The following is a 9569-nucleotide window of genomic DNA, read 5'->3' on the forward strand; positions in this document are numbered from 1 at the left end:
ATTCGATCGGATGTCACCAATTCAAAACTCGGAGGCTTTGAGGGGTTGCACCCAGGACGGGGAATGATAGGATGATGCTCGACACTTAACTTATGTGTATGGGTATTTATGAATAAGAAACTTCGCAATATCTTAGTTGGTGCTGGTGTAGCCGCAGTTGGGGCGATCGGCACCAAAAAAGCTGTCGATTATTTCAAAAATCGCGGTAAGGAAGAACCCATCGATGGCGGAGAAGAAGCGGATGCCGAAGCCACGGCACCGGATGAAGTCGCTTACGCTGTCGCTCAAGACAATTCAGGTCAGTCATTTGTGGATGCTAGCTTCGGCTCTCCCGGTCGTTACCGGCCCACTCGTCCGCCCAAAGTATTCGACTACCAGGGCAATCAATACATGGTCATTTGGGCTTACGACAACGACAAACAAAAAAATCAAATGTTGGCATTCCTTTACACGGATGCCGGACGGAAAATGGTTGCTAGTGTTGGCTATACTGCTGATGCTACCGATTACAATGTGAGTCTGGGAGATTTGCCGTTTGCGGTGGAAATTGCGAGCAATGGCGAGAAAATCGAATCGGGTCAGGGTGAAACGGCAGGAACAGATGAAGTCGATTTCGTTCTAGCTTAAACGTAAGAAAATGTCTTTGAGTATCAAGTTTTAGCAAGGTTTTGGTGACTCTTCGAGTCACCTTTTTTATATTACTTCTCTTTAAGAATCCCCAGCCTCAATAACTGGGAATTTTTCTTTCATACAAACGATCCCATCTGCGATCGACCTAAGGACGCAAATCTTTTCCTCTTTCTTGGCTCGATCGGGCGGATTTTCAAGATCTTCACCCCCACCCAAGCGCCTCGGAAATCGTAGTCGCTAATTCTAAGGGATCGAAGGGTTTGGAAATAACACCTCTAGCCCCTCGGTTTAAAGCGATCGACTCTGTCGTTTGAGCTTTGGCAGTCAGTAAGAGCACGGGAATCGATCGCGTCGTTTCATCTGCTTGCAATCTGGCAAGGGTTTCCGTTCCGTCTAAGTCAGGCATCATCTCATCTAAGAGAATGGCATCGGGTTGCTGCGATCGAGCTAATTCCAGTCCCTCGCGTCCCGATGCAGCGGTTACTACATTCCACCCAGCCATCATTTCTAATGTCATTTTCGTGACTTCCCGAAGACGGTATTCATCGTCGATTAGTAAGATAGTTTTAGTGCTCACGATTGATTTTATAGAAGAACAGTTTTAGGATCTGCGAACAACTACGAGAAAAAAAATTAAATTGCAATTTTTCTCTCGATAGTTATCAAGATTTTATGGGTTGAGGTCTAACTTGAAAAAAATCAAAAATTGACATCAAACTGTAAAATTTAACAACGATATAGTGATTTTCAAATTTATGAAGTAAATCTGAATTTCTCATTGCAAATTTCTCGTTCCTTCAAACCCAACTCCGTACCTCATAGAGTGAAAAATCACGATAGATAGATCGGTGACACGATGTTTTGCTCGGTTCGCTTGTCGCTTCATCAACTCGTTCGTATCCGATTTACGGTCAGTACGAACTTTAGAGGTTATCCTAAGATCTCCCTCCAGTTTCCAAGCTACTCCAATGGTTAACGAAGATATGAAAGAAAGGATGGAAACCGCCAAGTTTTCACAAGACCTGATGGCTTCACCTCAACTAAAGAGGAGAAACGGGGAAGCTTTTGCGCTTTGCTCGATCGATCTTGATAATAATTGAGTATTTGAATCACTCAACGTAATGAAGTACTGATGTCAACCTAAGTTTTTACCCATTTTGCAATTACGGTATAATCAGAGTCTCAGCTTATCTAAAATTGTATTAATCTAGAGGCTTTTTAGCATTTTTTTTTTGATTTTTTTGAGTTAAGATATTTCACAATTCAAAAGCAACAAGAATTCAAAAAAATGCGAATTGCTATTAATTTAAAACTAATTATTGTTTGTGAAAAACTTGTGAATTGATTGATTTTATATATTCGATTTACATTTACTTTGTATTGATGCTCTCGTTCTCTAAAGCATATTTAAGTTTCAAGACAAGCGATTTGTATCAAAAATTGCAATTTCTCGATGCACCTTAACAAAGTCTCCTGATTCGCGATGTCAATGTCAAATCGCTGTCAAATCGCTTAACGGCAATAACGATAACGACTGCCATCGATCGAGATCGTTAAGGTCAATTTGAGGTCGAGGCAGATTGCGATCGCCCGGACGTTGACACAGCCACGGTAAAGTAAAAAGTACTCCCTTCTCCGAGACTGCTTTCAACCCAGATTCGTCCGCCATGGCGATCGATAATACTGCGACAGATCGCCAAACCCAAGCCCGTTCCTTCGTCAGTAGGGGAATCAGAAGTATTCACCTGAGAAAAGGGTTCAAAAATATTCCCCAACTTATCAACTGGAATGCCTCGCCCGCAATCGGTCACGCTCACGCAAAGTTGACCCTCTTGTGAGGAGACACTCAGCCAAACGGTTTCTCCCCTAGAGGAAAACTTAATGGCATTGGCTAATAAATTCGTTAAAACTTGAACGATGCTATCGGGATCGATGTACGCGATCTCCGACACCGAACAGATTGATAAAGTAATACCAGCATTCTGGGCGATCGGTTCGATCACGCTGACGGCTTGCTGTATCGGTCGATCGAGGGGACAGGCTTGGAAATTTAGAGCCTGCGCGCCAAACTTCAAATGTTGGAGATCGAGAATATCGTTGACCAAGCGTACTAAACGTTGGGTATCGAGTACGGCAAATTCCAGGAGCCGTTTTCCACTATCGCTTAAGTTACCCAGTTTTCCCGTGGCAAGTAGCCCCAAAGACGCGCGTAAAGAAGTCAGGGGAGTTCGCAGTTCGTGACTGGCAATCGCAATAAACTCATCTTTCATCTGCTCGGTTTGTTTGCGCTCGGTAATATCGAGATAAGCGATCGCCACGCCGTACCGATCCAAAGGAATAGGAGCCGCCGTCACGCTCAGCCAAGTTATCTCCCCATTTCCGTTGGTGATTCTTTCTTCGCAATCTTCCACAATTCTGCTTTCAGTTAAGGCCGCGACGCTGGCGAGTTCTTCTGGCAACATGGGGATTCCGTCAGCACCCATGGGTTGCCAGGGTGGTTCGTGGCAAGTGTATTGCCTGCCATCGCCGATCGAGATCCCTACAATGCGTTCTAAAGCTGCGTTGGCTTCAATAAAGTTACCAGTTTCATCGGTCATTCCCACTCCAATGGGTAACGTCTCGAAGAGCGTTTTATATTTCTGTTGGCTGGTTCGGAGTTCCCGTTCTATCCGCTTGCGATCGCTAATATCTTCAACAATCGCCACATCGTACCGGGGATTGCCATCTCGAGTACTGAGAATGGAAACCGTGATATTAACCCAAACGGGATGACCTTCTTTGTGGATGAGCTGCAACTCAATAGAAAATGTATGACATTCTCCCCTAAAAATAGCCTCGCTTCGATGCCGATAAGCTTGGCGATATTGAGGAGCGATCGTATCGAGTCGCGTTTTCGTTTGCAGTTCGTCAGCGCTGTAGCCGATAATATCGCAGGTTTTTTGATTGATTTGGATAAACCGACCGTCAGCAGAGCCAATATTAATCCCCACCGCCGCTTGTTCGAAAATCGTCCGGAAGCGCTCCTCAAAAAAACGCAGCGAGACTTCAATTTGCTGGCGTTCTCGGATTTCGTATTCGAGTTGTCGGTTGGTTTGCTTCAGTTGGGCTGTGCGTTCCTCTACTCTTTGTTTGAGTTCTTTTTTGAGTTCCTGGAGCGCGAGTTCGGTTTGCTTGCGCTCGGTGATATCCTCGGCGATACCCGCCAAACGGCACACTTGACCCGACTCATCGCGAATGGGAAAGCTGCGATCGTGAATCCAGCGCCGTTCTCCATCGGGTCGGACGATCCGATACTCGATATCGGTGCTTTCTCCTGCTTGTCGCTGTTTGGCAAATGCTTCAGCAATCTTCGGGGTCGATGGTTTCCATAATGCTGTAAAGGTCGTCATAGAGTCTTTGACCCGAACGACCCCAGACTCGCTCGTAAGCCGGACTGATGTAAAGGAGTCGATCGGGTACTCGATCGCACATCCAGATGACATCGCGAATGTGTTCTGCGAACTGACGAAATTTTTCTTCGCTCCGATATCGTGCTTCTTTTGCTTGCTGGCATTCTTCAATTTGAGCTTGCAATCGAATGTTTGCTTGTTGGAGTTCGGCATTGCGATGTTGCAAGACTTGAATGCGCTCTTGTTGGAGCTGATGCACCTGTTCTTGTAACGCTCCAATGGCTTGATACATTTGGTAGGGGTTGAGACGTTCCAGAACGCTGGTTTGGGTCAAAATTCCCCGCAATTCTTCTTGCTCTCCCACGACCACCAAACGCCGCACCCGCAGCCGTTGCATTTCTTGCCGAGCTATCCAAAGACTATCTTGGAAACGAACCGAAGCCAGGGGGGTACTCATAACCTCGGCGGCTGGGAGACGATCGATGTTGAGTCCGCGCAATTGGTACTCGACGAGATCGCGTTCCGTGACGATACCGATAGGTTGCAAGGGGGGTGCATCTTCAACAGTCAGGTTGGTATCGTTTGTAATGACAATACAACTGACCCGATGTTCGCTCATCTGCCGAGCTAACTCTAAGACTGATGTAGTCGGGGATGCGCGCACGACTCGATCGCTCATCGCCTCGGCAACAGAATACATTTTGAGTAGATTCGCCGGGTGGAGTGCGTCGTGTAGTTTATCTTGAGACACCACTCCCATCAGTTGTCCGAGATCGTCGAGAATCGGGAGATGGCGAATGCGATGTTGTTTGAATATTGATAAGACGGCGAATAGATCTCGATATTCCGTATGTTTGAGGACGATCGGTTCGCGGGTCATTCCTTGGCCCACCGTCATCGTGGTGAGGTTCGCACCGTTGGCGCTGAGTCGGGTAACATCTCGTTCTGTGAAGACTCCGAGTAATGTCGTCTTTTGCGTAATTAGGGTATAGCTTCTGGGGCGATCGATCGATATTTCCTCGTCCCCTCGGTTTTGAGAAACCCGATTCATCAGACTCAATACGTCAAGAATGGGAGTATCTGGTGTGACGGTGACGGGGGTGCGATCGAGTATTTCTTCGAGAGTGGGTAAGTAAGCAGGAGGAAGTGGCACGATTTTGGGATAAAACACGAATAATTACTGACAAGAGCGTGGCAGCATTCCTCTTTTCAGTAGAGAAATGTTGCTGTGGGGGAAAGGGATTAGCTCCCCAATTACGATAAACATCGATACTTTACGCGCTTATGTATTTACGCTCCTTCATCCATCGAGAATTTGACTCGATTAGTACCTGGCTGTTTTTGTCATTTTCTTTCCCGGTTCCCCCAAACTCAAACGCACGCAGCGCTATTGATTTGACCCGATTCAGACTTATTCTAAATCCTATCGCCTAAGAGCGCACTATTTTCCGATTTGCAAATGAGATGCAAAAAATTTTCCAGCAGAGAATGCGGTTGTAATACTCGAGTCCGACGATCGTACAAGTGACCGAAAATGGGTTTGAGATCGAGTCTGTACCGACGATCGAAGATTCAATCGCAATCTCGAACGTCAACTTATTTGGCGATCGACAAAATAAAATAACCCAACAAGAGACTAAAGCCTGACGGTATTGTGGCGCGCTATTCCACAGAAACTATTCCTTGGGAGAATGCTTTGTATACCTCTTTTGCGACTTTTCCCGATTCGTTATCGAGCATCGAATTGCGATAAGCACACAGCAAAGAACAACCTTCTTCGCAACCTTTATAATTTTTGGACTGTTCGCGTAAATCGGAAAGTGTATATTCAGTAATCGGTTTGTTCAAGCGATCGCGCTGGGAAGAACAGTATTGCACCAAACCGAATTCATCAATATAAAGAATACGAGAACCTGCCCGACATTTCCATTTCGGAGATTGTCCTTGCAACAGTTTTTGCCCGTACTCGAGATCGAGGGTGGTAAACGGCGCACCACTCTCGAAATGCTCGTTCCAAAGTTGGAGATAATCTTCTCCTCGAACTTGAAGTTTACCGTTGCCGTCGTGAAAGAGATCGATGGAAACATGGAAACCAAAATCACGAATGCGATCGACAGTTTCTTTAAAAGTTTCTTTTGTTGATTCGCACAGCACGACATTCGCATGAACGTCAAAATTCGCGTATTTTTTTAATAGTTCTAGCTTCGATAGAAGTTTTTTTAATGATTTCTGGATGTAGCGAGTTGAATCAGTTTCTAATGTATCGATACTAATTTGTAAATTACTCAATCCCGATTTATTAAGCTGTTCGATAATGGATTGAGTTAATAAAAAACCATTAGTTGTGATGGAAACTTGATTCTTTCGCGCGCAATACTTAACAATTTCAACGAGGTCGGGATGCATTAACGGCTCACCACCGAGCAGGGTGATATTGAGCGCGTTCAAACGATGGATGGCATCAATACGTTCTTTGAGAACATCAAAAGGAACGGGTTGAGAATAGTTGTCGTATTCGGTGCAGTAGCCACAACTTAAGTTACAACGTCGAGTAATAATCAGTTGGGCTTCTAAGGGTGTTTTAAAAAAAAATAAATTAGCCACTGCCCGGACGGGACGTTTGACGCGCATAGATACATCCTCATGTATGGTGGGGAAGGGTTAGATCGTATCTTAATCGCGCGTTAACGTCCACTTTAATTTTCGATCGAATCGCGGGGTGTAAGTTGCGTGGGAACAGCACCTGTCGATCGGGGCAGAAATCATCTGCAACCAAACCTAACGGGTTTGAAACTCTAAAAGTCCATCGCGAATCGTCACATCGTACTGTCCCAAAAGATCCTGACCCAGCAATCCGAGATCGAGTGCCGACGCGATGCCCACCGTTACATTTTGAATGCTCGCACCACCAACATCGATCGAATCGACAATCCCCAAGGGAAATTCGACATCTTTACCGCTGGCAGTATCAATTTGAGCCGTTCCCACCGTTTCAATTCCCAGGGCTTTGGCAACGGCATCGGTAATCACCGTTCCACTCGCTCCCGTATCCACGAGCATCTCAAAAGTTTGAGAATTATTAAAGGTAACATCCACCACGGGAATGCCGCCGAGGCGATATTTGATGGGAACCAAAAGCCCCCCCGAATTTAGACCCACAGATGGAGTTCCTGGCGGTGGGGGAAGTACTCCCTCGCCCTCGAGTCCTGGAAGCGAGAAATTTTGACCGGGACAGAGGGAATCGAGTTCGATGACTCGATTCTTTTCATCTAGGAGAAAACAGCCCTCAAATTCCTGAGCGAATGCCGCCGCTGGTAAGAGGGACGTGCCAAAGATTGAAAGAGTGAGTGCGATATGTTGCTTCATTGACCTTGCCTCGTAGCCTTCTGGTAAGATTGGCGATCGCGCGAGCATCGCTGGCGTTCGCGCTATTGGGATCTTCCCAAAATCGATCGCGCTGGGTCTGGCTCGCCGCTCCAACTTTAACTTAATTTTAGGGTTATCTCTTTCTAAAAGACGGTACAACTCGTCGATCCGGTTCCCGATCGCCGGAATCGCGATCTCCACAGAGGGACAAAACCCATTGCAGGGGATTAAATAGAGAGAAGATATCGAGATCGAACCGATCCGGTGAATCCTTTTTTCTTGGAGTTCGTCATTGTACGAGCGTCTGTATCGGTTCGACTATGATTCGCGACCCCATCGATCTCGATCGGTTGTCTCCCATTACTTAATCCTTAACGATGAGCGATCCCTTTTCTTCTTCTACCTCACTCCATCGGCAATTCGTCCTTTGGCGACCTGTTTTGGGTTTAGCCGCCGTCCAGGGAACAATCACCATTAGCTGGGTTATCTATCGATTGTATTTAAAGGATTTGTTGGTGGAGTTTAGCTTTCCCGAGGAACTCGCCGTCACCGTTCTGCTCGTCGATACTCTCTTGGGGATGGTGGCAGAACCGGTGATGGGAAGTCTAAGCGATCGCACCAAACAATGGATCGGGACTCAATTTCCCCTCATCTCCATCGGTGTCATCCTCTCGTCGCTTCTATTTATCGCCATTCCCACCATCGCCATTTTTGGCAACTTCACGGGGTTCGCGCGCTGGATGCTGCCGGGGGTCATGATTGCCTGGGCCTTTGCGATGACGATCTTTCGCTCGCCCGCGATTTCCTTACTGGGACAGTATGCCTCCAGGTCGGCACTCCCCAAAGCCAATAGCATCCTGACATTGGTTGGCGGCCTTGCCATCGCCATCGCCCCGACCTCCAGCGGCTGGTTGCTTGCCCTCGGGCCAGCAGTAACCTTTGCCTTGGGTTCGATTTGCCTCCTAGCCGCAGTGGGGGTACTTAGAGCGGTGAATCCTCCCCAATCCCAGAGTCCTTTAACGGCGAGTTCTCCGATTTCATCATCTTTTTGGGTATCGATCGCCAGCGGGATTTTCATCTTCGCCACTAGTATCGGTTTGGGGTTTGGGATTCGCTTCTTGTTTACCACCCTCGCCGGCGCGATCGGTCAACAGTTCTCCGAAGCAAGTATTTCACCGACTCTATTGGGATTTAGCATCGCCGCAGCCGTTGCCGCACTCCCTGTCGGGGCGATCGCCAGTCGCTGGGAAACCGAGCGTGGATTGCTGGTGGGGATATTGGCAACAATTGTATTACTGGTGGGGTTAGGATTTATACCGCGACTGACGGTTCTCGCGATCGTGGGTTTAGTTTTTGCATTTAGTTCGATCAATAATGGCACCATTCCCTTCGTTCTAGCAGCCGTTCCCCCCCAGCGTGCCGGATTTGCTATAGGTTTGTACTTCGGCGGATTTGGGGGAGCTTTCAATCTATTTGGCAATATCTTCGGTTCTCTCGAGGGTCTCAGTATCGGAACCACCGGACTGATGGGAGCATTATCTTTCCTGGCTGCGGGGGTTTGCGTCGCCCTGAGCAGTCGATTGTTGCCCAAGTATTCGAGTTAACGTCCCCCAGAAAAGCGATCGCTTCTCCCGCACTAACCTCACTCGAGCATTTGCGATATTAGTTCGTCTCCCATCTCGAAATTTGCCGTCACATTCTGGACGTCGTCGGATTCTTCCAACGCATCCATTAACTTCAACAGCGATCGCGCTCGTTCGGTATCCGTCACCTCCATCGTTGTCGTCGGAATCCATCGCAACTCCGCTTGCACCACTGAAAAGTCACCCCCTTGCAACGCCTGGGAGAGTCTTTCTAAATCGTTCGCCTCGCAAATCACTTCCGCACCTTGGGCATCCTCCCCCTCTAGTAACTCATAGGACTCGGCCCCGCCGTCTAGAGAAACTTCCAGTAGCTTCTCCTCATCCACCGTCCCGGCAATTTCCACCATGCCTTTGCGATCGAACATCCAACTCACGCACCCCGTCTCGCCTAAATTGCCACCATTTTTGCTAAACGCCGCTCGCAAATCTGCCGCCGTTCGATTGCGGTTGTCGGTGAGGGCTTCGACGAGAATTGCCACGCCGCCGGGTCCGTAGCCTTCGTAGCGAATCGCCTCAAAATCATTGCTCCCCCCCCCAAAGG

At 47.6% G+C, this 9569-nt stretch carries 8 protein-coding genes; 2 read left to right on the forward strand and 6 right to left on the reverse strand.

The features are described 5' to 3' along the window. The first annotated feature begins 108 nt into the window (after positions 1 to 108). Positions 109 to 627, forward strand: coding sequence for a hypothetical protein (locus tag IQ235_RS10250; RefSeq protein ID WP_264321373.1), 519 nt, complete (start codon positions 109 to 111; stop codon positions 625 to 627). Positions 628 to 832: 205 nt separating this feature from the next. On the opposite strand, the gene IQ235_RS10255 is transcribed toward IQ235_RS10250, so the two are convergent. The 5 genes from IQ235_RS10255 to IQ235_RS10275 form a co-directional block, all read right to left on the reverse strand. Then, positions 833 to 1207 carry a response regulator gene (locus IQ235_RS10255; RefSeq protein WP_264321374.1) on the reverse strand — a complete coding sequence of 125 codons (375 nt, stop codon included), beginning with the start codon at positions 1205 to 1207 and terminating at the stop codon, positions 833 to 835. 982 nt (positions 1208 to 2189) lie between these two features. Beyond that, positions 2190 to 4019 carry a PAS domain S-box protein gene (locus IQ235_RS10260; RefSeq protein WP_264321375.1) on the reverse strand — a complete coding sequence of 610 codons (1830 nt, stop codon included), beginning with the start codon at positions 4017 to 4019 and terminating at the stop codon, positions 2190 to 2192. After that, on the reverse strand, positions 3970 to 5172 hold the full coding sequence (locus tag IQ235_RS10265; RefSeq protein ID WP_264321376.1) for a CBS domain-containing protein: 1203 nt from the start codon (positions 5170 to 5172) through the stop codon (positions 3970 to 3972). Before IQ235_RS10265 ends, IQ235_RS10260 begins: the two co-directional genes overlap by 50 nt. A 509-nt stretch (positions 5173 to 5681) precedes the next feature. Then, the gene (locus IQ235_RS10270; protein ID WP_264321377.1) at positions 5682 to 6650 is read right to left on the reverse strand and encodes a radical SAM protein; all 969 of its coding nucleotides are present in this window, start codon (positions 6648 to 6650) and stop codon (positions 5682 to 5684) included. Between the two features lie 147 nt (positions 6651 to 6797). Continuing rightward, positions 6798 to 7586, reverse strand: a complete 789-nt coding sequence (locus IQ235_RS10275) for a retropepsin-like aspartic protease family protein (RefSeq protein ID WP_264321378.1) — start codon at positions 7584 to 7586, stop codon at positions 6798 to 6800. A 176-nt stretch (positions 7587 to 7762) separates the two neighbouring features. On the opposite strand from IQ235_RS10275, the gene IQ235_RS10280 reads away from it, so the two are divergent. Further along, on the forward strand, positions 7763 to 8989 hold the full coding sequence (locus IQ235_RS10280) for an MFS transporter (RefSeq protein ID WP_264321379.1): 1227 nt from the start codon (positions 7763 to 7765) through the stop codon (positions 8987 to 8989). Between the two features lie 38 nt (positions 8990 to 9027). Here IQ235_RS10280 and IQ235_RS10285 read toward each other — a convergent pair. Further along, positions 9028 to 9569, reverse strand: a 542-nt coding sequence (locus IQ235_RS10285; RefSeq protein ID WP_264321380.1) for a YebC/PmpR family DNA-binding transcriptional regulator, incomplete at its 5' end; no start/stop codon positions are given.

The sequence above is a fragment of the Zarconia navalis LEGE 11467 genome (genome assembly GCF_015207075.1).
Classification (GTDB): Bacteria; Cyanobacteriota; Cyanobacteriia; order Cyanobacteriales; family Geitlerinemataceae; genus Zarconia; species Zarconia navalis.